The sequence below is a fragment of the Kitasatospora sp. NPDC091335 genome (genome assembly GCF_044757205.1).
Classification (GTDB): domain Bacteria; phylum Actinomycetota; class Actinomycetes; order Streptomycetales; family Streptomycetaceae; genus Kitasatospora.
This window is the reverse complement of sequence record NZ_JBIVUM010000002.1, coordinates 606,717-628,806: the sequence shown is the minus strand read 5'-3', so window position 1 is coordinate 628,806 and position 22,090 is coordinate 606,717. Positions and strand designations below refer to the sequence as shown.

Annotated in this window: 17 protein-coding genes; 10 read left to right on the top strand and 7 right to left on the bottom strand. The window is 75.0% G+C overall.

Annotation, left to right across the window (positions count from 1 at the left end):
* Window positions 1-339: 339 nt before the first annotated feature.
* The 3 genes from ACIQOW_RS07710 to ACIQOW_RS07700 form a co-directional block, all read right to left on the bottom strand.
* Complete coding sequence (locus ACIQOW_RS07710; protein WP_401080822.1) at window positions 340-4,014, bottom strand: BTAD domain-containing putative transcriptional regulator; 3,675 nt, start codon at window positions 4,012-4,014, stop codon at window positions 340-342.
* Window positions 4,015-4,151: 137 nt separating this feature from the next.
* Window positions 4,152-5,270: a nucleotide disphospho-sugar-binding domain-containing protein gene (locus ACIQOW_RS07705; RefSeq protein WP_401080819.1), complete on the bottom strand. Its 1,119-nt coding sequence runs from the start codon at window positions 5,268-5,270 to the stop codon at window positions 4,152-4,154.
* Between the two features lie 273 nt (window positions 5,271-5,543).
* The gene (locus ACIQOW_RS07700) at window positions 5,544-6,326 is read right to left on the bottom strand and encodes an alpha/beta fold hydrolase (RefSeq protein WP_401080816.1); all 783 of its coding nucleotides are present in this window, start codon (window positions 6,324-6,326) and stop codon (window positions 5,544-5,546) included.
* Window positions 6,327-6,678: 352 nt separating this feature from the next.
* On the opposite strand from ACIQOW_RS07700, the gene ACIQOW_RS07695 reads away from it, so the two are divergent.
* Complete coding sequence (locus tag ACIQOW_RS07695) at window positions 6,679-7,158, top strand: hypothetical protein (RefSeq protein ID WP_401080813.1); 480 nt, start codon at window positions 6,679-6,681, stop codon at window positions 7,156-7,158.
* A 556-nt stretch (window positions 7,159-7,714) separates the two neighbouring features.
* On the opposite strand, the gene ACIQOW_RS07690 is transcribed toward ACIQOW_RS07695, so the two are convergent.
* Entirely contained in the window at window positions 7,715-8,362 is a 648-nt protein-coding gene (locus tag ACIQOW_RS07690; RefSeq protein ID WP_401080811.1) for a response regulator, read from the bottom strand.
* Window positions 8,363-8,459: 97 nt separating this feature from the next.
* Window positions 8,460-9,704 (bottom strand): sensor histidine kinase, encoded by a 1,245-nt coding sequence (locus ACIQOW_RS07685; protein ID WP_401080808.1) that lies wholly within the window; start codon window positions 9,702-9,704, stop codon window positions 8,460-8,462.
* Between the two features lie 316 nt (window positions 9,705-10,020).
* Here ACIQOW_RS07685 and ACIQOW_RS07680 point away from each other — a divergent pair, with 316 nt between their 5' ends.
* From ACIQOW_RS07680 to ACIQOW_RS07650, 7 genes are all read left to right on the top strand, one after another.
* Entirely contained in the window at window positions 10,021-10,581 is a 561-nt protein-coding gene (locus tag ACIQOW_RS07680; protein WP_401080805.1) for a heme-binding protein, read from the top strand.
* A gap of 158 nt (window positions 10,582-10,739) precedes the next feature.
* A complete protein-coding gene (locus ACIQOW_RS07675) occupies window positions 10,740-11,165 on the top strand; it encodes a hypothetical protein (protein WP_401080802.1) in 426 nt (141 codons plus the stop codon).
* Between the two features lie 93 nt (window positions 11,166-11,258).
* Complete coding sequence (locus ACIQOW_RS07670; RefSeq protein WP_401080801.1) at window positions 11,259-12,143, top strand: NAD(P)-dependent oxidoreductase; 885 nt, start codon at window positions 11,259-11,261, stop codon at window positions 12,141-12,143.
* 179 nt (window positions 12,144-12,322) lie between these two features.
* Window positions 12,323-12,874 carry a flavodoxin family protein gene (locus ACIQOW_RS07665; protein WP_401080798.1) on the top strand — a complete coding sequence of 184 codons (552 nt, stop codon included), beginning with the start codon at window positions 12,323-12,325 and terminating at the stop codon, window positions 12,872-12,874.
* Window positions 12,875-13,192: 318 nt separating this feature from the next.
* Window positions 13,193-14,356 (top strand): LPXTG cell wall anchor domain-containing protein, encoded by a 1,164-nt coding sequence (locus tag ACIQOW_RS07660; RefSeq protein WP_401080795.1) that lies wholly within the window; start codon window positions 13,193-13,195, stop codon window positions 14,354-14,356.
* Between the two features lie 155 nt (window positions 14,357-14,511).
* Window positions 14,512-15,741, top strand: a complete 1,230-nt coding sequence (locus ACIQOW_RS07655; RefSeq protein ID WP_401080792.1) for a hypothetical protein — start codon at window positions 14,512-14,514, stop codon at window positions 15,739-15,741.
* Between the two features lie 194 nt (window positions 15,742-15,935).
* Window positions 15,936-16,709, top strand: a complete 774-nt coding sequence (locus ACIQOW_RS07650) for a MerR family transcriptional regulator (protein WP_401080789.1) — start codon at window positions 15,936-15,938, stop codon at window positions 16,707-16,709.
* Window positions 16,710-16,731: 22 nt separating this feature from the next.
* Here the strand turns inward: ACIQOW_RS07650 and ACIQOW_RS07645 are convergent, their stop codons facing one another.
* Window positions 16,732-17,865 (bottom strand): helix-turn-helix domain-containing protein, encoded by a 1,134-nt coding sequence (locus ACIQOW_RS07645; protein ID WP_401080787.1) that lies wholly within the window; start codon window positions 17,863-17,865, stop codon window positions 16,732-16,734.
* A 235-nt stretch (window positions 17,866-18,100) separates the two neighbouring features.
* Here ACIQOW_RS07645 and ACIQOW_RS07640 point away from each other — a divergent pair, with 235 nt between their 5' ends.
* A complete protein-coding gene (locus tag ACIQOW_RS07640) occupies window positions 18,101-18,778 on the top strand; it encodes a SigE family RNA polymerase sigma factor (protein WP_401080784.1) in 678 nt (225 codons plus the stop codon).
* On the top strand, window positions 18,775-20,223 hold the full coding sequence (locus ACIQOW_RS07635; protein ID WP_401080781.1) for a hypothetical protein: 1,449 nt from the start codon (window positions 18,775-18,777) through the stop codon (window positions 20,221-20,223). The genes ACIQOW_RS07640 and ACIQOW_RS07635 overlap by 4 nt, the downstream gene beginning before the upstream one ends.
* Window positions 20,224-20,491: 268 nt before the next feature.
* On the opposite strand, the gene ACIQOW_RS07630 is transcribed toward ACIQOW_RS07635, so the two are convergent.
* Entirely contained in the window at window positions 20,492-21,991 is a 1,500-nt protein-coding gene (locus ACIQOW_RS07630; RefSeq protein WP_401080779.1) for an aminopeptidase P family protein, read from the bottom strand.
* Between the last annotated feature and the right edge of the window lie 99 nt (window positions 21,992-22,090).

The following is a 22,090-nucleotide window of genomic DNA, read 5'->3' as shown; positions in this document are numbered from 1 at the left end:
GGGCCGCGGTGGGATGCGGGCGTACCGGCTCAAGCGGGAGTCCTCAGGACCTGCGCGTACTCGGGGTCGGACTCGGATTCGGGCGCTGACAACGGGTCACCTCGGCGGTGGGCGGCGGGGAAGGGCTCGGCGGTGCGATCACCGTACGGAGCCCGTCTGGTCGGTCCCCCACAGCCGGACCAGAGCGACGGCGGCCCCGGGGCAGGTCGGCTGCGGCCGCGTTCACCCCCGCTGACCTGCGGTCATGCCGATTGCCGAGGCCCGGCTCACGGGAACCGGCAGAACCGGGGGAACCGCCGGTCCCGCCGTCCTGCCGCCGAGAGGGGCTGGGGCCCGCCGTCAGCGGACCCGGATGCCCCTCCGGCCCATCGCCCGGGAGAGCCGCACCGCCGCGCGCCAGTGCCCGGTCGCCTCGCCGCGCGCGCCCAGGGCCGACTGCGCGTAGCCGAGCGTCAGCCGGCTGCGGGCCTCGCCCGGCCGGTGCCCGGTGGCGCGGTGCAGGTCGAGGGCGTCCTGCCCGAGTTCGAGGGCGGTCCGCGCCTCCCCGAGCCGCACCCGTACGCAGGCCAGGGCGTCGAGGGCGCGGCCTTCGAGGACCCGGAACTCCGCCTCGCGGGCGAGCACGACGGCGCGCTCCGCGGTGCGCAGGGCGGCCCGCGGGTCCGGGCCCGCCTGGACCGCCGCGAGCCCGACGAGTGCGGCGACCAGCGGGAAGCGGTCGTTCGCGGCCTCGGAGAGGCGGATCGCCTCCCGGTAGCTGTCGGCCGCGTCGGTCGGATCGGGGGCGTGCTCCTGGGCGGCCCCGAGGGCGAGGAGGGCGTTGGCCTCCAGGGCCCGGTTGCGCAGCGCCTGCGCGGCGGCGAGCGCGGTGTGGGCCAGCACCCGGCCGGTGGCGTGGTCGCCGAGGTCGGTGTGCGCGCCGGCGAGGCAGCTCAGCGCCACCGACTCGCTGAACCTGTTGCCGCTCCTCAGATGGATCGGCAGGGTCTCGCCGAGCACCCGGATCGCGTCCCCGGGGCGGCCCAGCGTGCGATGGACGATCGCCACGTTGGTGTGCGCGACCGCCTCCCCGTCGGCCTGGTCGAGGGTGCGGAAGAGCTGGGCCACCTGCGAGAAGTGCCCGGTGGCCTCGCGCAGCCGCCCGAGCTTCCAGCAGATCAGCCCGAGCCTGGTGAGGTCGTCGGGGTTCTCCGTCCCCGCGCCTCGCCCGGTGAGGCCGAGGGCCTGGGCGAGGTGGTCGTACGCCAGCCGTACGGCGCCGGTGCCCTCGTGCGCGGCGCCGATGCGGCGCAGCGCCAGGGCCTGGCCGGCGCGCCAGTCGGCCTGCCGGGCGAGCTCCAGTGCCCTGCCGGTCAGGTCCAGGGCCTGCGCGCCGTCGGCCAGTGCCCCGTGGCATTCGGCGAGCCGCAACTGGGCGGCGGCCTGGGCGCGCAGCTCGCCGTCGGCGACGGCGGCGGACAGGCCGGCGGTCGCGACCTTGAGGCAGTCGCCGGTGTACCGCCCCGCGGAGAGGTAGCCGTGCAGGCTCTCCGCGAGCTGCCGGGCGATCGGGGTGAGGCCTGCCGCGCACGCCTGGAGGACGGCCCCGGACAGGCTCTCCCGCTCGTCGTCCAGCCAGGCCGAGGCCCGGGCGTGGTCGTGGAAGAGCGCCACGGCGGCGAAGTCCGCTCCGGCTCCCGCCCCGGCTCCCGCCGCACCCGCGCGCCCCGCAGCCGTACCCGCGCGCCCCGTCGGCCCCGTCGGCCCCGCCGACCCCGCCGACCCCGCCGCCGGTTCGGCGGGGTAGAGCAGCCGGGTGGCCGCGTCGGTGCGGTGGAGGTACCAGCCGAAGAGCCGCTGCCGGGCGGCGTGCGCCTCCTCGGTGCCGACCAGCTCGCGGGCGTAGGAGCGCAGCAGCTCGGGCAGCCCGAAGCGGCCGGCCGCGCGTTCCCGCACCAGATGGGCGTCCGTCAGGCGCGCCAGCAGTCCGGCCGATTCGGCGGGGGCCGATCCCGCCAGGGCCGCGGCGCCGTCCGCGGTGAGGTCGGGGCCGGGCATCAGGCCGAGCAGCCGGAACATCCGCCGGGCGTCGGCCGGGAGCGCGCGGTACGAGAGGTCGAAGGCGGCCCGCACCGTCGAGCGCCGGTCCCCTTCGACGTGCAGCCGGCTGAGCAGGTCGTCGCCCGCCAACTCGGCGCAGTAGTCGGCGATTCCGGCGTCGCGGGCGACCAGGTTGGCGCCGGCGATCCGGATCGCCAGCGGCAGGCCGCCGCACGCCCTGACGAGCCGGCGGGCGGCCTCCTCCTCGGCCGCGGCCCGGCACTCGCCGACGATGCCGCCCAGCAGCCGGCGGGCCTCGTCCGGGTCGAGGACGTCCAGGGCGGTCCGCCGGGCGCCGTCGCTCGCGACCAGCCCGGCGAGCCGGCTGCGGCTGGTGACCACCACCGCACAGCCCTGGGCACCGGGGATGAGTGGTCTGACCTGCTCGGCGTCGCGCGCGTCGTCCAGCACGATCAGCATCCGCCGGTCGGCCAGCAGCGTGCGGTAGAGCGCGGCGGCCTCGCCCTCGTCCGCGGGCAGTCGGCCGGGCGGGGTGCCCAGGGCCCGGAGGAACTGCGCGAGGACGTCGCCGGGGCGCAGCGCCGGCAGCGGGGAGTGGGCGCGCAGGTCGACGAAGAGCTGCCCGTCCGTGAAGTGCTCGCGCCGCGCGTGCGCCCAGTGCGTGGCGAGGGCGGTCTTGCCGATCCCGGGCGCGCCGACCACCGCCACCACCTGAGGGCGCAGCGCCGGGTCGGGCGAGACCAGGGCGTCCAGTTCCCGCAGCTGCCGCAGCCGTCCGACGTGGGAACCGGTCCTGGCGGGCAGTTGGGCCGGTGCGGGAGCGGGCAGTCGGGCCGGCGCAGGTACGGCGGGCGCGGTGGGGGCGGGGTGGTCGGGCCGTCCGCCGAGGGGCAGGTGGCGGCGCAGCACCCGGAGGTGGGCCTCGCGGACCTCCGCGCCGGGGGTGATGCCCAGTTCCTCGTCGAGCCGGTCGCGCAGCCGGCCGAACACGTCGAGGGCGGCGGCCTGTTCGCCGCCGCCGGCGAGGGTGAGGATCAGCCGGGCGTGCAGGCCCTCGTGCAGCGGTTCGGCGTTGACCAGGTCCGACAGCACCGGGACGGCCTCCGCGGGGCGGCCCAGCAGCAGCGCGGTGTCGGCGTGCAGCAGTGCCGCCGCGATCCGCCGTTCGTCGGCGGCCACCGCGGCGGGGTGCCGCCGCAGCACCGGGTCCGCGTCCGCGAGCACCGGGCCCCGCCACCACAGCAGGGCCCGCGTCAGCGATTCGTACGCGGCCTGCGGGTCCGGTGCGCGGTGGGCACGGCGGGCCCGGGTCAGCAGGTCGTCGAACCGGCCGAGGTCGATCTGGTTCGAGGGCGTCTCCAGCCGGTACCCGGTGGGGGTCCGTACGACGGCCGGCGGCGGGACGGTCCGCGGTCCGGGTGGTTCCAGCAGTCGGCGGACCTGGCTGACGTAGGTGTGGACCAGGCTCTGGTGGGAGTCGGGCGGACCGGACGGCCAGAGGGTGTCGGTGATCTCCTGCCGGGTGGCGGGCTCGGGGTGTTTGAGCGCCAGCAGCCCGAGCAGGCGGCGCAGCGTCGGACTGGTGACCGGGACGGGTGTCCCGCCGTGCTGGAGGGCGAGCGGACCGAGGACCAGCAGACGCGGCCGGCCGGCCCCGCGCGGCGGCCCGGTGCGGGCGGCGGCCGACAGGTCGGCCAGCTCGCCGCCGGTCAGGTCCAGTGCTCCGGCCAGCCGTCGGAGGGTGCCGGGCCGGGGGCGGCGGACCCGGTCCTGTTCGATGTCGCGCAGGGCCCTGGTGCTGATCCCGGCCCGGGCCGCGGCCGTCTCCTGGCTCAGCCCCGCCCGGTTGCGGAACGCCCGCAGCCGGGGGCCGAACGGGACCGGATCGCCGGTGGGACCGTCCGCGGGATCGCCCGGTGGGCGGCCCTGGGGGCCGTCGGGGGGAAGCTCCGGGGCCGACGTCCGCTCCGCCATGGCATCCCCCTCGTCCGTCGCCCGCGATCAGTCTGGACCAGACCGATGCGTCGAAGAAAGGGACGCCGGCCACCGCCCGCCCCACAGCCGGCCACCGCAGGCCACCCGGCCTGCGGCAGCCGTGCCGCGTGCGGGTGTCAGCGGCGGGCGGCGAGCTCCTCCAGGGCGGTGACCAGGGTGGACGGGTTGGGCAGGGCGGCGTTGTCGGCCTGGAGGCGGTGGGCGGCGTCGCGGAGCGCGGCGTCGGTGAGCAGGCGGGTGAGCAGCGTGGTGTCGACGGCGTCGGAGGTGGAGCTCAGAGCGGCGCCGGTGGCGGTGATGGCCTCCGTGTTGATGAAGTGGTCGGCGCCCTGCGGGAGCAGCAGCTGGGGCAGACCGGCCTGGAGGGCGGTCAGCATGGTGCCGGAGCCGCCGTGGTGGATCAGCGCGTCGGCGCGGCCGAGCAGTTCGTTGAGCGGGACCCAGGGCAGGCCGCGGACGTTCGCGGGCAGCGTGCCGAACGGGGCGAGGTCGGCGCCGTTGACCGCGAGCAGGAAGTCGGCGTCGACCTCGGCCGCCGCCTCCACCAGGCGGACCACCGACCGGACGCCGTCGAGCTTGGCGAGCACGGTGCCCAGGGTGACGACCACCCGCGGGCGCTCGGCCTCGCGGAGGAACTCGGCCGGGACGACGCCGCCGCCGTTGTACGGGACGTAGCGCATCGGCAGGCCGTCCGGGTCGCCGCCGAGCGGGCCGACGTTGATCGCCGCGGTGACGGCCGGGCCGGTCAGGCCCCACGCCTCGTACAGGTCGGGTACGTGCGAGGCCAGCCGGTCGATCATCGGACGGCCGGGGCTGGCACCGAAGTTGTGCACCACCACCGGGAGCTTGAGCCGGGCGGCGACCAGCGGGGGAGCGGCGTGGAAGGAGTCGTGGACGATCAGGTCGGCGCCCCAGTCGGTGGCGGCGGCCAGCAGGCCGTCCACGCCGGGACGGGAGGCGTACGCGAAGCTCGCGGCCGCCATGTCGAAGATCTCGTCCTGGGTCTTGTCCCGGTTGATGTACTCGATCTTGCCGCCCAGCTGCTCCTCGAAGATCTCCGGCAGCTCCCGGCCGTCGCCGATCTCGACGACCGGGAAGCCGGCGGCCCGGATCGTGTCGAGCGGCTGTCCGCTGGCGAACAGGACCTCGTGCCCGGCGGCGCGCAGCGCCTGGGCGGTGGGCACCATGGGGAAGAGGTGACCGGCAGAAGCGGGGCCGGTGAAGAGTATGCGCATGGTCGTCTCCTTGCGAACGTCGTCAACGAGGCAGTCTCACCTTTGAAGTTGACGTTCAGTCAATTTGATTCCGATCACTATGCGCGGTAATCGGCCTTTCTGGTGTGAGGCTTGTTTCCCGGGCTCCGGTGTGCTCCACACGCCGGTCGTCCGGGCCGTGCGCGCCCTCCTCGGGGCCCCGCCCGCGCCCCCGTGCGCGCCCTCCCGGTGGTCGGGCAACGGCCGGTCGGGCGGTAGGCGGTGGAAGCGGCAGGCGGTGGAAGCGGCAGGCGGTCAGGCGGCGGCGAGGAAGTCCCGGACGGTCCCGGTGAACGCCGCGGTCTCCTCGGCGAGCACGATATGGCCGGTGTCGAACTCGGCGTAGGCGCTGCCCGGCAGGGCGTCGTGCAGCCGCCGGGCGTTCTCCACCGGGACGGTGGCGTCCTGGGTGCAGCCGATCACCAGCGCGGGGGCCTGGACGCGCGGGAGCAGCGGTGAGAGGTCCAGGCCGAGGTTGAGGGTGATGTGCCGCAGGGTGCCGGAAGTCGGCCGCATGTAGGCGGTGTTGGCCTCGACGGCGGCGCGCCCGATCCGGTCGAGGAAGCCGCGGCTGAAGGCGGTGAGGGTGGCGTAGCCGCCGAACGCGGCGGGGTGGCCGGCGAGCGAGAGCCAGGTGGCCATGGAGAGCCGCAGGTACTCGTCCTGTTCCGCGCTGATCCAGCCGGCGGCGGCGACCAGGCGGCGGACCCGCCCGGGGTGCAGGGCGGCGGTCGCGGTGGCGACGACGGCGCCGAGGGAGAAGCCGAGGACGTCGGCGGGGCCGCGGCCGGCGTCCGCGATCACGGCGGCGACCTGGGCGGCGAGCGCCTCCAGGGTGAGCGGCGCGCCGTCGTCCTCGGCGGACTCGCTGCCGGAGAGGTCGGGCAGCAGCACCGTGTAGCGGTCGGTGAAGGCGTCCAGCAGGCCGTCCCACATGGCGGAGCCGGGGCCGGTGCCGTGCACCAGGACGAGGGTGTCGGGGCCGTCGCCGACCACGCGGTAGGGGATGCGGGCGGTGCCGACGGTGATCACGGTCATGACGGGTCCTCTCGATGGCGGGTCAGAAGGCGTGGCGGGAAGGGCCGGTCGGCGGATCCGGGCCGGCCGGCGGCACAAGAAGTAAACTACACAGTGCAGAGCATTGACTCAACTGCACCGTGCAGTGCAATTCGGAAGTGTGGGAACGGTGAGGGAAGGAACGGGGAACGCAACTGCCCGTGCCCGCCCGCCGTCCAAGCAGTGACGGAATGCCTGCCCGGGCTGAACACCGGGAGGAGTGCGGAGGGGCGCTGTGCAGTCAGGTGGTGCCGAACTGAACGTCGGATGCCCGGGTGGCGGCCCCTGGGGCGCGCGGGTCGCGCCGGTCCGGCGGCCGGGAGCGGAGCCGGGGGTGGCGATCGATCAACTCGACGCCGCCGAGCGCTGCGAGACGCTGCTCCAGGACACCCTGGACGCCGTCCGTCCGGCGCCGGTCTGGCAGGGGTCGGTCCCGCGGGCGGGGGCGCGGCTGCCGCTGCCGGGGCGCGGGTCGGAGGCGTTCTGGTACGTCACCCGGGGCCGGGACGTCCTCACCGTCGTCTCACTGCCCCGCCGGGCGGTGCTGGTGAACGTGGTGGAGCGGCACTGGCGGCGGCGCGGCTGGACGATCACCTCGCTGAACGCGAGCCGGGAGCGCCCGGGCGTCGCCGCGGCCACCCCGGACGGCTACCGGCTGGCACTGCGCTTCGGTGAGGCGGGCGAGGCCGGGCTGACCGCGGGGTCGCCCGCGGTGGCCCGCTCGGAGCGGGGCCCGGTGCTGTCCGGGAACGCCGGCCCCTGCGCGCCGCCGCTGCCGTACGTGTGCTGTTCGTACTGGAGCGCGCTGGTGTAGCGGGCGGTCGGGCGAGCCGACGGGCCGGCGTGGGGGACCGGGGGAGGCGTGGAGCGAGTCCCCCCGGACTCGCTCCACGCCGCCTCGTCGCGCGGCGTCGGCGCTGCCGCTCCCCCCGACACCCCGGCACACCCGCCGTTTCCCCCCTGGCAACACCCTCCGGCGAGAGCGGTCCGCACAGGCCCCGGCGAGCCCCCACCCCCGGGGACGTCGTTGATCTCACGCTAACAAACCGCGTGGTTGGTTTGTCAATAGTGAAATCCATGAAACATCCACAATGTGGTGGACGCTTCAGACTGGTCCGAAAGGCCCTGGACCTGGGAGTTGTGGCCCCGCCAGGATGACCGGGGCGCTGAACGCCCCGCCCGGACGGCGGCGGGCGGCACCCTGGAATCCGACATTCCGAGCATCATGGCAGCACGCAGTGACACCGGTCGAGCGCCCAGCGCAGCCGGAAGCGCGACGGGGAAAGGCCGGGAAAGGCCGGGAGCGGGCGGGAACGGGCCGGAGCGAGCGGGACACCGGGCAGGACCGGGCGACAGGCGCCCCGACGGGCTCAGCGCAGCAGCCGGCGCTCCTTCGCCACCGCCACCGCGCCCGCCCTGGTGTCCACGCCCAACTTGTCGTAGATCCGGCCGAGGTGGGTCTTCACGGTGGCCTCGCTGATGAACAGGGCCCTGGCGATCTCCCGGTTGCCCAGTCCCCGGGCCAGCTGTCCGAGGATGTCCTGCTCGCGCTCGGTGAGCCGCGGCGCGGGAGTCCGCATCTGCGCCATCACCCTGGAGGCGACCGGCGGCGAGAGCACCGTCCGGCCCTGCGCGGCCGCGTGCACGGCGGCGAACAGCTCCTCCGGCCGTTCGGCCTTCAGCAGGTAGCCGGTGGCGCCCGCGGCGATGGCCCGGGTGATGTCGGCGTCGGTGTCGTAGGTGGTGAGCACCAGGACGTGCGGCCCGCCGGGGGCGGCGGTGATCCGCCGGGTGGCCTCCACCCCGTCGATGCCGTCGCCGAGTTGGAGGTCCATCAGCACCACCTGCGGCGCCAGCCGGGCGGCCAGCGCGACGGCCTCCTCCCCGGTGCTGGCCTCGCCGACCACCTCGATGTCGCCGGCGCTCGCCAGCAGCGCCAGCAGTCCGGCCCGCACCACGGCGTGGTCGTCGCAGACCAGCAGCCGGACGGGAGCCGTCCGGACGGGAGTCGTGCTCATCGGTGCTCCAGACGCATTCGGTGCTCCAGGGTCATGGCCGCTCCAGTCTCATCGCCGTTCCGGACCACGGGTGTTCCGGGTTCATCGTGTTCCGCGTTCACCGGTGTCCGAGGGGGATCGCGGCGGAGACCACGGTGCCCTCGCCGGGAGCGCTCTCCACGGTCAGCCTGCCACCCAGCTGCCGCAGCCGGGCCCGCATCGCCGGGAGGCCGTAGCCGCGCCCGCCCCCGGTGCCGGCCGCGTCCTGGTCGAAGCCCTGTCCGTCGTCGGCGATGTCCAGCACCGCCTGGTCGCCGAGGAAGGACAGCGTGAGGGCGGCGGCCGAAGCCCCGGCGTGCTCGCGGACGTTGGCCAGCGCGCCCTGGGCGATCCGGAGCAGCGCGGCCTGCGCGGCGGTGGGCAGCGGCACCGGCGTGCCGTCCAGGTGGAAGCGGACCGGCAGGCCGCTCTCGGCGGACTCCCGCTCGGCCAGCGCCCGCAGCGCCTGGTCGAGGGCGCGGCCGTCGGAGAGCTCCGCCGGGGCGAGGTCGTGGACGAAGCGGCGGGCCTCGGCCAGGTTCCGGGCGGCCACCTCGGTGGCGGTGCGGACGTGGGTGCGGGCGGTCGCCGGGCGGGTGTCCCAGGTGCGCTCGGCGGCCTGGAGCAGCATCTGCTGGCTGGACAGGCCCTGCGCCAGGGTGTCGTGGATCTCCATCGCCAGCCGTTCGCGCTCGGCCAGGGTGCCCTCCCGCCGTTCGGTGGCGGCGAGTTCGCGCCGGGTGCGGACCAGGTCGGCGATCAGCGCCCGCTGCCGGGCGGCCTGCCTGGCCATGAAGAGGAAGACGCCGGTGGCGAGCCCGGCCACCGCGGGCGGCAGCAGCACGAGGGTGGCGTCGGCGCCGCCGGGCAGCCGGATCTCGGCGATCACGACCAGCAGGGTCAGCGCGCCGACCAGCGGGATGGCCGCCTTCGCCGGCAGGGCCCGCAGCGCGGTGTAGATCAGCGGGACGGCGCACCAGGCGAAGCTCGGCGCGAGCAGCACCAGCACCACCCAGAGCACCACCACCAGGGCCGGTGGCCACCGGCGTTGCCTTCCCCGGGCGGGCGGGCGCCGGTGGGCCAGCCAGGAGCCGGCCGGCTGGGCGACCGCGAGGGCGGCGCTCAGCCCGATCACCCAGGGCGCCTGCGCGCTGCCGGAGTGGTGGGTGAGGTAGCGGCTGAGCGAGGCGGCGAGCAGCAGCAGGAAGGCGGAGTCCAGCAGCAGGGCCAGCCGGGCCGCGTCCGGATCGCCGGCGTCGGGGCCGGGGACATCGGCTCCGGCACCGGGGACGTCGCGGCGGCCGGCGGGGCGGGGCTGCTGCACGGGTGGCTCCTGGCTGGACGGGTGGTGCGTGCGCGGTCGGCGCCGGCCCGTACCGGCCGTACCGGCCGTCCCGGTCCGCGTCGACCCGCACCGACCTGCGTCGATCCATCGATGGTGACCCGTCCGGCCCGGGGCCGCATCAGCCGATCGGTTGACACCGCCGTCCACCATCATGCCCGGCCGCTCGCGCCGGACCGCCGATGCCGCGGGCCGGGCCCCGGACGGAGGATCGAAGCACGCCGCCGGGCGGTCCCCCGACGCTCCGGCGGCCCCCGAACCCCCGCCCCACCCCGCAGATCCGCTGAGGAGCTGGACCATGAAGAAGACCTCCGTGCGCACCCGGGTGCTGACCGGCACCGTCGTCGTCGCCGCCGCGCTCGCCGCCACCGTGGGCGCCGTCTCGGCCAGCGCCGAGTCCTCCGAGACCCCGGTCGTCCCGGCCGCGGCGAAGGCCGACACCCAGAACAAGAACCTGGCCGCGAGCAGCGGCCTGACGATCGACGCCGCCACCCGCGCCGCTCAGGCCGCCCTGGACGCCGCCACCAAGGCCGGCCAGCACGTGTCCGTCGCGGTCGTCGACCGTGACGGCGTCACCCGGGTGCTGCTGAAGGGCGACGGCGCCGGCCCGCAGGCCCCGGTCTCGGCCGAGCGCAAGGCGTTCACCGCGGTGTCCTGGAACGCCCCGACCTCGGAGCTGGCCAAGCGCCTGGCCCAGGCCCCGAACCTGAAGGACATCCCGGGCACCCTGTTCCTGGCCGGCGGCGCCCCGATCCAGTCGAAGGGCGCCCCGATCGCGGCCGTCGGGGTCGCGGGCGCGCCGAGCGGCGACCTGGACGAGCAGTTCGCGCAGGCCGGCGTCGCCGAGTTGGCGAAGTGACGCGGACCCGGCCGGCCCGCCCGCCCCGCGCACGGGGAGGCCCGGCCGGCCGGGCCATTGCCTCCTTCGGGTGAACGCCAGAAGGGTCGCCGCAGAACACGGGATGACCCTTCGAAAAGCCGGTGCCGCTGTCAGTGGCGCGTGGCAGGCTTCCCGGTATGACGGCGTGGACCCTCAACGACATCGAACGTGCGATCCGCTCCTCCTGGGGCGTCGACACCTGTGCGCCCGAGGATCTGGCCCACTGGCGTCCCGACAATCCCGCCCGCGGCCAGTGCGGGGTGACGGCGATGGTGCTGCACGACCTGCTCGGCGGCGAGCTCATGATGGGCGAGGTGTACGTCGACGGGGTGCGGACGGACCTCCACTGGTGGAACCGCTTCGCCACCGGCTTCGAGATCGACCTCACCCGCGAGCAGTTCGGCCCCGACGAGCTGGTCGGCCCCGGCCGCCCGGTCGCCCGCCCGGCCCGGCCCGGCCGCCTCCAGGCCCAGTACGAGCTGCTGCGCGGCCGGGTGGTCGCCGAGCTGGAGCGCGGCGCGGCCGCCGGCCGCACCCGGATGCCGGCCCGCGCCTGCGCGTAGGCGCGGGCCCTCCGTGGATCTGTCGTCCGGCCTGTCGGCCCCCTGACGTACAGTCGGCCGTACACGAGCGGGTGCGGCGAGGGGAAGACGCGGATGACCGGGCGGACGATCGGCTTCGTGGGGCTGGGCGCGATGGGGCAGGGCATGGCGGGCAGCCTGCTGCGGGCCGGCCACGCCGTACGGGTCTGGAACCGCTCGCCCGAGCCGGTGGCCGCCATGGTGGCCCAGGGCGCCGAGGCGGCCGGCTCGCTCGCCGAGGTGTTCGCCGCCGACACGGTGGTCTCCATGCTGGCCAACGACACGGCGGTGGAGCGGCTGCTGCTCGACCCGGGCCTGCTGGCCGGTGCCACGGCGACCCTGCACGTCAACATGGCCACCGTCTCGCTCGCCCTCGCCGAACGGGCCGAGGCGCTGCACGCCGAGCACGGCGTCGGCTACGTCGCCGCGCCCGTCCTCGGCCGGCCGCCGGTCGCCGCGGCGGGGCAGCTGAACATCCTGGCCGCGGGCGCGCCCGAGCTGCTGGCCCTGGCCGCGCCGCTGTTCGCCGCGATGGGCCAGCGCACCTGGCAGTTCGGCGAGAGCCCCCGGCAGGCCAACACGGCCAAGATCAGCACCAACTTCCTGATCGCCTGCGCGATCGAGTCGATGGCCGAGGCGTGCAGCCTGGCCGAGGCGCACGGCGTCCGGCCGACCGACCTGGTCGAGATGCTCACCGGCACGCTCTTCCCGGGGCCGATCCACACCGGCTACGGCTCGATGGTGGCAGAGCGCCGCTACGAGCCCGCCGGGTTCCGGCTGCCGCTCGGGCTCAAGGACGTCGGCCTCGCGCTGGAGGCCGGGGCCGCGCGCAACGTCCCGCTGCCGTTCGGCAGCATCCTGCGGGACGCCTTCCTGGACGCGCTGGCCCACGGCGACGGGGACAAGGACTGGGCGGCGGTCGCCGCCGTCGCCCGCCGCCGGGCCGGGCTGCCCGACTGACGGTCCGGCTGCCCGGTTGGCCGGCTGCCCGACCATCAGGCTGCCAGGCACCTGAGCGACTCCGCCCGGCTGTCGGCACCGACGCGGAATACCCGGCGTCCGACGGCTGCTCACTCCTGCGCTCGCACCGTACGTACGACCAAGGGATTCTGACGAATCATCAGTCGACCGACGCCCAGGTGTCGCGCCGTTTCCTGTTCCTCGACGCCAGTGCGCGCCCCGACGGCAACTCGGTCCGACTCGCCCGGCTGGCCGCCGAGTCGAGCCTGCCGGCCGGTGCCGAGCAGCGCTGGCTGCGGCTGGACGACCACCCGCTGCCGCCCTTCCGGGACCTCCGGCACACCGGTGACGGCGGCTACCCGGAACCGGTCGGCCACGGGCGGACACTGCTGGACGCCACCCTGGCGGCCACCGACCTGGTCTTCGTCGCGCCGCTGTACTGGTACTCGCTGCCGACCGGCGCCAAGCTCTACCTCGACCACTGGCTGGGGTGGATGGGGGTGCCCGGGCTGGACTTCCTCGCCCGGATGGGCGGCGGCACGCTCTGGGGGGTCACCGCCCTCGCCGCCGCCGACGACAAGGCCGGACCGCTGGTCGACAGCCTCCGGCTGACCGCCGAGTACATGGGGATGCGCTGGGGCGGGGTGCTGCTCGGCAACGGCTCCCGCCCGGGCGAGGTGCTGGACGACGAGCGGGCGGTCGTCGCGGCCGAGTCCTTCTTCGCGGGCTGACTCCACGGGCCGCCCCCGGCAGGCCCGGCGCCGCACATCCGCCGCGCGCCGCCGGGGGCGCGCGGCACCGCCCCACGGGCTTGTACCCGTCACTCGCCGGTCATCTTTCGGTAAAACGCAAAAGCCTTGTGATCGGCCAGAGTTGGACGATTCGGACAGGCCTTCTCGGTATCCTCGCCACAGCGTGCCACCCGCCTTCCGGACCGGTCGGATCGTTCGGTACTCTCCGTCGCACTTTCAACTTCGCGGGGGGTACGCGGCGTCTGAGGCCGCCCTCTCGCGCCCGGGCCTCGCCCGGACACTTCCGTGAGGTCTCCCTTGTCCATACGTCGCAGTCTTGCCCTTGCCGGCGCCGCCGCGCTCGCATCCTCACTCGTGCTGGCCGGCGCCCAGGGCGCCATGGCCGTCGGCACCACCGGCACCCCGTCCGCCGTCGCGCCGCAGGCCGACAAGGCGTCGCACGCGAGCCTCGACCTCTCGCTGAACGGCGTGCCCGGCACCTTCATCGCCGGCGGCGACGCCCGCGAGTTCACGTTCAAGATCGACAACCGGACGAAGCACGACTTCGTCTTCATCCCGCTGCTCAAGTTCAAGAACAAGGCGGGCTCGCTCCAGGCGAAGGACCTCAAGGTCCAGTACCGGCTGCCCGGCGGAGAGTGGCAGACCGCGGTGGTCGCCCCCGACCAGAGCGGCGAGAAGAACGACTCCGTCCTGATGATGCTCGGCACCCTCGACGCGGCCGGAAACCCGGTCGCCGACGACCTGCTCGGGGTGAACCGGGGCAAGAACGTCCCGATCAAGGTCCGGGCCTCCTTCGCCGACGGCGCCCCGCTCGGCCGGGCCGGTGTCGTCCCGGTCGTCTTCGCCGCCGAGCTCGACGACACCACCCACCAGCCGGTCGACAACGGCCACCTCAGCTGCGACGGCGGCGTGGGCTTCGTCATCAAGGCGCACGGCGGCAAGCCGAGCCCGACGCCCACCGCGACGAACACTGGCAAGCCCAGCCCGACGCCGACCCAGACCGGCAAGCCCAGCCCGACCGCGAGCAGCTCCCCGTCGGCCACCGCGACCGCCACCTCCACCGCGACGCCGACGGAGAAGCCGACCGAGACGCCCACCGGCAAGCCGACCGAGACCCCGACCGAGAAGCCCACCGAGAAGCCCACCGAGAAGCCGACTGAGAAGCCGGCCACCGGTGAGCCCTCCGGATCCGCCACCACCCCGGCCCCGGCCGAGAGCAGCGGCGACACCGCGGGCCCGATCGACTTCCCGGTGGAGCCCCCGGTCATCACCCCGCCGCCGCTGACCCCGGCCGCCGTGGACAAGGCCAAGGCCGCCGCCGACGGCAGCGACAAGGCCCTGGCCACGACCGGTGGCGGTGACCACACCACCGCGATCGCGGCCACCGGCGGCGCCGTCCTGCTGGCCGGTGTCGGCACCCTCGTGGTGCTGCGCCGCCGCAAGGCCGGTCCGCAGGGCTGAACCGGGGCGCGCCGAACCGAGGCGCGCTGAGCAGTAGCGCACCTCCCGTGCCGCCCGCACCGTCCACCGGACGGAACCGCGGGCGGCACGGGCGGTTCGCCTCCGTCACATAGGATGTCCGGCCGGAGGGGGCGGAACGGCGGGGAGAGAAACAGGTGCGGGAAGCGCGCACGGCACGGGCCACCACCGATTACGAGTCGGCGACCGGGCGAATAGCGGGACTCCCGCTGCGGAGGCACCACGTCCTGCTGGCCGGCTGGACGGTGCTCTGGTTCTTCCTGGTCGAGCCCAGCGGCGGATTCTCCTGGCACTACCTGCGTCAGGGCGAGCAGCTGCTCTTCAGCGGCCAGTCCGACGGCGGCCTGTCGCTGTACGCCCACCACCCGGAGCTCCAGATCGGCCCGGTCAGCCTCGCGGCGGCCCGGCTCACCGCCCCGTTCGCCCCGCACACCGGCGAGCTGATCGCCGAGGCGGTGAGCGTCGGGCTCGGCCTGGTGATGCTGGTCGTGGTCGGCCGCACGGCCGCCCTGTACTACCTCGGCACCGGGATCAACCACCGCCGGCTCCAGCAGCGCCTGCTGATCGCCGGGCTGGCGTTCATCCCGATGTGGGTCGAGGTCTCGGTCCGCTTCGCGCACCTGGACGACGTCCTCGCGCTGTTCTTCACCACCCTCGCCGCGCACGCCCTGGCCCGCGGCAAGCCCACCCAGGTCGCGGTCTTCCTCGCGCTGGCCGTGGACTCCAAGCCCTGGGCGATCGCCTTCGCCCCGCTGATCCTGGCGCTGCCCCGGCCCGCCTGGCTGCGCGCCGCGCTCTGGTTCTGCGCCCTGGTGGCGATCGCCTGGCTGCCGTTCTACCTGGGCAACCTGGACACCATGGCGGCCGCCAAGTTCACCATCCCGAACCAGCCCGCCTCCGCGCTGCGCTGGTTCGGGGTCACCGACCCGGCCACCCCCTGGTGGGACCGCCCGGCCCAGTTCGCGCTCGGCATCGGGCTCGGCTGCTTCGCCGTCTGGCGCGGCCGCTGGCCGGCCGTGGTGCTGCTGGGCGCGGACGCCCGCATCCTGCTCGACCCGAGCGTCTACACCTACTACACGGCCTCGATCCTGCTCGGCACCCTGCTCTGGGACGCGGTCGGGCAGAAGCGGCTCGTCCCGTGGTGGAGCTGGATCGCGCTGGCCGCGCTGTACGGCGGCACGCTGCTCCTCCCGTCCGACTCGGCCCGCGGCCTCGTCCGGCTCGCCTTCGTGGTGGTCTCCGCCGCGTACGTGCTGTTCTGGCCCACCCAGCGCTCCCGCCGCCGGGGCGGACCGGGCGACGGCGGGGGTGCCGGGCGCCGGGGCGGCCGGCGGCGCGAACGGGAGCCGGTGGGCGCCGGGGCCTGAACAGGGGGGCGCACCCGCGCCCGGCACCCGCGCCCCACCGCCGCCCCGCCCCACCGCCCCGCCCCACCGCCGCCCCGCACCACCGCCGTCCTGCCCCGCCCCGCCCCGCGCCCTCGCCGGCCGCTCCGGGTACGGCTTGACCCTCACGCGACGTGAGAGCCGAGGGTGGTGGTCAGCACCAGGGAGGAACTCCGATGACCAGTGAGGGCTACTCGGTCGGCGCCGTGGCGAAGACCGCCAAGGTGACCGTCCGCACCCTGCACCACTACGACGAGATCGGCCTGCTGTCCCCCGCCGGCCGTACCCGGTCCGGCTACCGCCGGTACGTGGACGCCGACCTCGACCGGTTGCAGCAGATCCTCTTCTACCGAGAACTCGGGTTCCCCCTGGAGGAGATCGCGGCGATCCTGGACGACGAATCGGTCAGCCCGACCGAGCACCTCCGGCGGCAGCACCGGCTGCTCACCGACCGGATCGGTCACCTCCAGGAGCTCGCCGCAGCCGTCGAACACGCCATGGAGGCACGGAGAATGGGCATTCAGCTGACCCCGGAGGAGAAGTTCGAGATCTTCGGCGAGGGCTACCAGGAGGACTGGGAGCAGGAGGCCGAGCAGCGCTGGGGCGACACCGCCGCCTGGGCCGAGTCGCAGCGCAGGACCGGCGGCTACTCCAAGGCCGACTGGCAGCGGATCCAGGAGGAGATGACCGGGCTCGACGCCCGCCTGGCCGAGGCGCTCGCCGCCGGCGAGCCCGCCGACGGCACGGTGGCCACGGACCTCGCCGAGGAGCACCGGCAGCACATCTGCCGGAACTTCTACGACTGCACGTACACCATCCACCGCGGGCTGGCCGGGCTGTACGTCTCCGACCCGCGCTGGACCGAGGCCTACGAGAAGACCGCGCCGGGCCTGGCGCAGTGGCTGCACGACGCGATGCTCGCCAACGCGGACCGGCGCGAGGGTCGCTAGGCCCCACCGGGCGGCCCGCGGCTCAGGCCGCCCCGCGCCCGAACGAGCGCCGGTAGGCGGTCGGGGAGGTGCGCATCACCCGGCCGAAGTGGTGCCGGAGAGTCGCGGCGCTCTCGAAGCCGACCGCCGCGGCGATCTCCTCGACCGTCCCCTCCGGCGACTCCAGCAGCGGCAGACTGGCCGCGATGCGCTGGGTGACGACCCAGCGCATCGGGCTGGTCCCGTTGCGGGCGGTGAAGTGCCGGAGGTACGAGCGGTCCGACATCCGTGCGGCGCGGGCCAGTCGCGAGATGGTCAGCGGGGACGCCAGGTGGTCCAGCGCCCACCGCATGCTGCGGGCGACCCCGTCGTCCTCCTCCTCGACCGGGCGGACCGCGGCCTCGACGAACTGGGCCTGCCCGCCGTCCCGGTGCGGTGCCACCACGAAGCGGCGGGCCACCGTGTTGGCCACCTTGGCGCCGTGGTCCCGGCGGATCAGGTGCAGGCAGAGGTCGATGCCGGCCGCGCTGCCCGCGCTGGTGAGCACGTCGCCGTTGTCCACGTAGAGCACGTCGGGGTCGACCAGCACCGAGGGGTGGCGCTGCTGGAGCAGTTCGGCGTACCGCCAGTGGGTGGTCGCCTCCCGGCCGTCCAGCAGTCCGGCGGCGGCCAGCGCGAAGGCGCCCGAGCAGATCGACACGATCCGGGCGCCGCGCCCGTGCGCGGTGCGCAGCGCCTCGACCAGCCCGGGGGAGACTTCGCCGCCGAACGCGTTCGGCACCCCGGGGACCACCACGGTGTCGGCCGCGGCGAGTTCGTCCAGCCCGTGCCGGGCGGTCAGCGTGAAGCCGCCGACCGCCTCCAGCGCCGTCCCCGGCCGGTCGGCGCACACCTTCAGCCCGTACCAGGGCGTCGCCAGCAGTCCGGCCAGCTCCGGCCGCGCCAGCCCGAACACCTCGACCACCACCCCGAGTTCGAACGGTGCCATGCCGGGAAAGGCGTACACCGCGACGTCGTGCACGGGCTCGGGGCGCCGGCCGATGCCGACGGCCACCGGCCGCGACCCGGCGGTGCCCCCGGCCGTACCCGGGGCTCCGGCGTCCGCGCCCGGGGCTCCCCCGGCCGTACCGGGTGCGCGGGCGGCACCGACCGGGCCCTCGACGTTCTGCGCGGTCATGCGAACCCCCTGCTCACGGGTGGCGGAATGCCGGTGAGTGTAGCCGTCCCGACCGCTTCGGAAATTTCTTCGAACCCGCCTGCAACCTTCACTTCCGCCACACGTCCTTGGGTACGGGGGCGGAGAGGACCGGGCCGGGGGCGGCTGGGAGGATCCCCCCGATCACGATCTTGATCAGGTGACCTGACGGGGCCGGCGTGCGCCGTCACCGTCCCGGGGGAAAGCGGAATCGCACATGTCCATGGCCATCGGGCCGACTGCCGGGCAGACAGGGGGACGCGGCTTCTCCGTCCGGGGGATGGCCGCCGCGCTGTTCGGCGCGCAGGAGGCCGGCGAGCCGCTCGCCGGTGTCGTCACCGAGCAGGAGGCGAAGCAGCGCCGGTCCGGGTTCCGGCTGCTGCGCGGCGGCCGCAGGCCCGCCGAGGACCGGCCCACCCTGACCGACCTGTACCACGCCCACCGGCTCGGCCTGGTCCGGATGGCGGTCCTGCTGGTCGACCACCAGGACCTGGCCGAGGACGTCGTCCAGGAGGCCTTCACCCAGCTCTACCAGCGCCACGGCGAGGAGCTGGACGACCTCGACAACGCGCTCGGCTACCTGCGCACCTCGGTGGTCAACGGCGCCCGCTCGATGCTGCGCCGCCGCAAGACCGCCCGCGAGTACGTCCCGCCGCACGTGGCCGACGCCCCGTCCGCCGAGGACCACGCGGTGCTCAACGACGAGCACCGCCGGGTGCTCGTGGCCCTGCAGGAGTTGACTCCCCGCCAGCGTGAGGTGCTGGTGCTGCGCTACTGGTCCGACATGTCGGAGGCGCAGATCGCCGAGACCCTGGGGCTGTCCCAGGGCGCCGTGAAGTCCACCGCCAGCCGCGCTCTGGACGCCTTGGAAAAGCACCTGGAGAAGGTTCGATGACCGACAGACTCCCCCGCCGCATCGGCGGTGACGGCGACGGGCCGGCCGAGACGCCCACGGAACGGCTGCTCCGCGAGGCGATGACCGCCCGGGCCTCCAGGGTCACGGCGACCAGCCTGCGCCCGGCCGCTCCGCCGAAGAGCCGGATCCGCCGGCTGCGCCCGGTGTACGCGGTCACCGTGCCGCTCGGCCTGGCCGCCGCGATGGCGATCGGCGTGCTCACCTTCCACGGCGAGCCGGTCGCCCGGAACGAGGTCCCGCCGCCGGCCGCCACCCTGACCGGCTCGCCGAGCCCGGCTCCCGAGCCGACCGGCACGCCCAGCCCGACGGCCACCCCCACCGACCCGGGCACCCCCGGCGGCGAGCCCGTCACCGAGGCCCCGCTCGCCGATAACCCGCCGACCGGGGTCCCGCTCGCGGAGGGCTCCTCGCCCTCCGCCCCCAGGACCACCGGCCCTCCGGTGACCGGTGCGGCGAGCTCGTACACCCTCCGGGGCGTCAAGTTCAGGGTCCCGGCGGGCTGGAGGGCCGCGCCGGTCGCGGCCGACCGGGTCTGCGTGCTGAGCCCCGGCGCGCCGGCGGACCCGCAGCAGAACTGGTCGCAGTCGAAGTGCGAGCCGTACGGCGTGCTGGTCGTGGCCTACAACAGCGCGGAGGAGACCGAGGGCGGTGCCTGGCCCACGATGGCCGACCTGGGCTCCGAATCGGGCTGGGGCCACCAGCCGAACTGCCCGGTGTGGGGCCGCCCGTACACTCCCGCCGGCGGCTACTCCTCGGTCGGCGCCCCGGTGCTGACCAAGGACATCGTGGCCGGGAAGACGATCGACAAGACGCAGTGGCAGGTGACCTGCCGGCCCGGCGACACCTTCACGGCCCAGATGTGGGGGCTGAAGTCGGACCAGGTGTACGTCGTGGCGAACGGGCTGAAGGCCGAGTACCAGCCCGCCCTGGTCTCGATCCTGGACACCCTGGACGTCAGCGGCCACCAGCCGCCCACGTCGGCACAGGCGAACGCGAACGCCGTCACCGTCACCGTGGACGGCCTCGTCACGGGCCAGCAGGTGCCGAACGACGGAACCCCGACGACCTTCTCGGTCACCTTCAGGAACACCGGCAGGACCAACTACCCCCAGGTGACCCCGGTCGTGGTCGCCGAGTCGTACGCGGGCGGCCAGCCGACCGTGCGCGGCACCCTGGAGCGCCAGGACGGCACGGCCTGGACCCCGGTGGACCTCAACCGGCGTGCCGTGGGCAAGCCGGACGTCGAAGGGAGCTTCGCGCTGCCCGCCGGGCAGAGCGTGACGCTGAAGTACCGGATGAAGCTGACCAAGGAGGACGGCGCCGGGGTGATGCCGGTGGTCGCGGAGGCCCTGCTGATCCCCGCCGAGGGCGTGCCCGACGTCCTCGGCGAGCGCAGCGTCCCGCTGCGGGTGACCGCGAAGTAGCCTGCCGCGGGCCCTCGTCGAGGCGCCGTGACCTGTGGTTCTCCCCGGTCGCGGCGCCTTTCGGCGTTCCGGGGAAGGCCGCGGAGAACATCCCGGACCCGGCTGCCGGCCGCGACCCCACGGTGGGACGGACGTGGCGGCGGACCGGCGCCGATGACCGAGGGCCCGGCCTCCCACTGCTCGGGAGGCCGGGCCCTCTCGGCTGCCGGCGGCCGGGTGCCGGTTGCCGGCTGCCGGTTGTCAGGCGCCCGTTGTCAGCTGCCGGGGCTCAGGCGAGCGAGGCCATCCAGGCCTCGACGTCCTCGGAGCGGCGGGGCAGGCCGGCCGAGAGGTTCTCGTTGCCGTCGGCGGTGACCAGGATGTCGTCCTCGATCCGGACGCCGATGCCGCGGTACTCCTCCGGCACGGTCAGGTCGTCCTGCTGGAAGTACAGGCCGGGCTCGACGGTCAGCACCATGCCGGGCACCAGCAGCGCGTCGACGTGCTCCTCGCGGCGCGAGTGGGCGCAGTCGTGGACGTCCAGGCCGAGCATGTGGCCGGTGCCGTGCAGGGTCCAGCGGCGCTGGAGGCCGAGCTCCAGGACCTTCTCGACGTCGTACACCGAGGCGTCCAGCAGGCCCCAGGCGAGCAGCCGCTCGGCGAGGACGCGCTGCGAGGCCTCGTGGAAGTCGCGAAACCGGGCGCCGGGCTTCACCGCGGCGATGCCGGCCTCCTGGGCCTCGTACACCGCGTCGTAGATCGTGCGCTGGAGCTCGGTGAACCGGCCGTTGATCGGCAGGCTGCGGGTGACGTCGGCGGTGTAGAGGGTGTGGGTCTCCACGCCCGCGTCCAGCAGCAGCAGCTCGCCGGGACGCACGTCGCCGTCGTTGCGCACCCAGTGCAGGGTGGTGGCGTGCGGGCCGGCCGCGGCGATGGTGCCGTAGCCGACGTCGTTGCCCTCGACCCGGGCGCGGCGCCAGAAGGTGCCCTCGATCCAGCGCTCCGAGGTGCTGACGGCCTGGCCCAGCTCGCGGACCACGTCGGTGAAGCCCTTGACGGTGGCGTCGCAGGCGGCGCGCAGCTCGCCGATCTCCCACTCGTCCTTGACCAGCCGCAGGCCGCTCAGGAACTCCTTGAGCCCGGCGTCCCGGTCGGCGTCCAGGGCGTCGGCGAGCGCGTCCTCCAGGCCGGCGTCGTAGCCGCGGACGATCCGGGTCGGCACGGCGGAGTCCGCGGCCTTCGCGGCCAGCTCCTCGGCGGCCTTGCGGACGTCGCGGGCGGGCAGGCCGAGCAGCTGCTCCTGCTCGCTCAGGCTGTGCCGGCGGCCGACCCACAGCTCGCCGTTGCCGTCCAGCCAGAACTCGCCGTCCTCGCGGTTCGAGCGGGGCAGCAGGTAGAGCGTGAACTCGTGGCCGGCCGCGCCCGTCGGCTCGCCGACCAGCACCGCGTCCTCGGTCCGGTCACCGGTGAGGTGGACGTACTCGCTGGCGGCGCGGAAGGCGTAGTCGCAGTCGTTGGAGCGCACCCGCAGGTTGCCGGCCGGGACGACCAGACGCTCGCCGGGGAAGGCGGCGGACAGCTTGGCGCGGCGCTCGACCGCGTACGGGGCCTGGGCGACCGGGGCGAGGCCGTGCAGCTCGGTGTCGGCCCAGCCGGACTTCATCGAGTCGGCCAGCGCGTCGGAGATCTCGCCGTAGAGGCCGTTCTTGCGGCCCTTGGGCTGCTCGGCCTCCTCGCCGCCCTCGGCCTCGGGGTTCTCGGCCACCGCGGGGGTACGGTCCTCGGTCACGTGCAACGCCTCCTTGGGGGTGGTACCGCCGCCCCTCGGGGGAGGTGTCGGATCGCGACACGCGCGGGCGGCCGTGCGTCCATGGTACGGACGCCCGGC

What these genes read in the sequence shown, in the direction of transcription:
- ACIQOW_RS07670 (WP_401080801.1), top strand. Translation starts at nt 11,259, where the DNA reads ATGACCGGGCGGACGATCGGCTTCGTGGGGCTGGGCGCGATGGGGCAG.
- ACIQOW_RS07700 (WP_401080816.1), bottom strand. Translation starts at nt 6,326, where the DNA reads ATGACCGTGATCACCGTCGGCACCGCCCGCATCCCCTACCGCGTGGTC.
- ACIQOW_RS07640 (WP_401080784.1), top strand. Translation starts at nt 18,101, where the DNA reads ATGTCCATGGCCATCGGGCCGACTGCCGGGCAGACAGGGGGACGCGGC.
- ACIQOW_RS07705 (WP_401080819.1), bottom strand. Translation starts at nt 5,270, where the DNA reads ATGCGCATACTCTTCACCGGCCCCGCTTCTGCCGGTCACCTCTTCCCC.
- ACIQOW_RS07680 (WP_401080805.1), top strand. Translation starts at nt 10,021, where the DNA reads ATGAAGAAGACCTCCGTGCGCACCCGGGTGCTGACCGGCACCGTCGTC.
- ACIQOW_RS07710 (WP_401080822.1), bottom strand. Translation starts at nt 4,014, where the DNA reads ATGGCGGAGCGGACGTCGGCCCCGGAGCTTCCCCCCGACGGCCCCCAG.
- ACIQOW_RS07675 (WP_401080802.1), top strand. Translation starts at nt 10,740, where the DNA reads ATGACGGCGTGGACCCTCAACGACATCGAACGTGCGATCCGCTCCTCC.
- ACIQOW_RS07645 (WP_401080787.1), bottom strand. Translation starts at nt 17,865, where the DNA reads ATGACCGCGCAGAACGTCGAGGGCCCGGTCGGTGCCGCCCGCGCACCC.
- ACIQOW_RS07650 (WP_401080789.1), top strand. Translation starts at nt 15,936, where the DNA reads ATGACCAGTGAGGGCTACTCGGTCGGCGCCGTGGCGAAGACCGCCAAG.
- ACIQOW_RS07690 (WP_401080811.1), bottom strand. Translation starts at nt 8,362, where the DNA reads ATGAGCACGACTCCCGTCCGGACGGCTCCCGTCCGGCTGCTGGTCTGC.
- ACIQOW_RS07635 (WP_401080781.1), top strand. Translation starts at nt 18,775, where the DNA reads ATGACCGACAGACTCCCCCGCCGCATCGGCGGTGACGGCGACGGGCCG.